This window comes from Leyella stercorea (genome assembly GCF_021531355.1).
GTDB lineage: Bacteria > Bacteroidota > Bacteroidia > Bacteroidales > Bacteroidaceae > Prevotella.
Window position 1 is genome coordinate 1 of sequence record NZ_JADYTS010000157.1, and the last position, 1,419, is coordinate 1,419.

At 43.3% G+C, this 1,419-nt stretch carries 1 protein-coding gene and 1 pseudogene; both read right to left on the minus strand.

The window, feature by feature from the left end:
• Window positions 1-22: 22 nt before the first annotated feature.
• Window positions 23-936 (minus strand): annotated as a pseudogene (locus tag I6E38_RS14765) (ISL3 family transposase).
• Window positions 937-1,081: 145 nt separating this feature from the next.
• Window positions 1,082-1,419 (minus strand): ISAon1 family transposase N-terminal region protein (locus I6E38_RS14770; protein ID WP_262912394.1); only part of this gene is annotated, 338 nt, incomplete at its 5' end.

The following is a 1,419-nucleotide window of genomic DNA, read 5'->3' on the forward strand; positions in this document are numbered from 1 at the left end:
GCTCACCCGTAAAACCCTGTGTCTACCCAAAGATCATAGACAATCTATAGAGAAAGAAGTCAAGATCTACAACCCCTCTGAGCTGAGCTCTAAATTGCTTTATCTTTGAGTTGAGAGACTCGGCAGACGCATTTGTTGCACGGTTGATAAAATAGTTGAGTACTTCATCTTCCATGTCACGTATAGTGTAAGCGCAGTGTTGAAAGAGTCATTGGCAAAGGCCTTGACCTTATCGTACCATTTCTGCATGCTCTCGTATGCCGAAATCCATGTAGATTTGGTATTGCTGAATATCATGCGTAGAGAGTGTACGATAGAATATGCTTCTTTGAGGTCAGGATAGCGCTCGAACAAAAGAGAGATTCTTTCCTTCTGTGTCGTTGTCCATTTTTCTCCAGAAACCATAAGGGGATATCGAATGCGAGAGAGCAGTTCCGGTATAGTGTCACCATTAGAGAGCCTCTCTGGCACAAAGGCCTTATTCATACGAATAGGCTTGCGTCCACGCTTGTCCTTCTTGTTCTTCTTGCGACGTTTGAGGCTTCGCTCATACTTTTCCTTGAGTTGTTCATTGAAGAGTTTACGCTGTTCGTTCAGGAACTTCTGTTCCTCCTTCTTATGTTTGAGACGGAGTTCTTGCATGGCATCACTTACAAGTTGCTGCATATGGAATCTGTCAAGTGTTATGGTAGCATTAGGGAAACATTCAAGTACAATCTGACGCATACCTTCCGAAAAGTCCATCGTGACTTCACGCACTTTACAACGTAAGTACCAATGTATCTTTTGTATAGCTGCTACAACATCTTCCACCTTCGTACCACTTACGATGGCTAATAAAGCCCCTTTACGGCCATGGGCATCCTTATTGGAGATTATAGTGTATAGATCTCCATTTGTGAATGCTGTTTCGTCTATGCTGAGGTTTGCCACCATGTTACGAGGAAATATGAGCCATTTCTGTGTATGAGACTGATGCTTCCAGGTGCGAAAGTCGCTAAGGTAATCCTTGTATGCACGTCCAAACTCGTCAGCCTTTATGTGATATGGTTTCTGGAGCTATCTGGCAGTAATCGGGGATTTATCCAAGGAATTCTTTTAAAAAAGCCGCAAACTCCTTTGAGTAGCGGGGGCTTTTGGCAACCATATGCCAGTCTTTTGATATGCTCTTGCCTTTCATATTCTTCCACTTGCGACGACGCTCATAGAGTACGGTACGATACTCGCGTATAGGAAAGTCGTTAATACACGATTCTTCGTAGAATCCATTAGGTATAGCATCCGGTGTACCCTCAGGCTTAAGATACTTCTCGTCAAGGTAAAGATGAAGACGTTGTTCGTCACCAAACCAATCTGATTCAACCTTGGTTAAATCGAAATACTCTGTCATCTCACCGGGAAGAATGAACTTAGCTAACG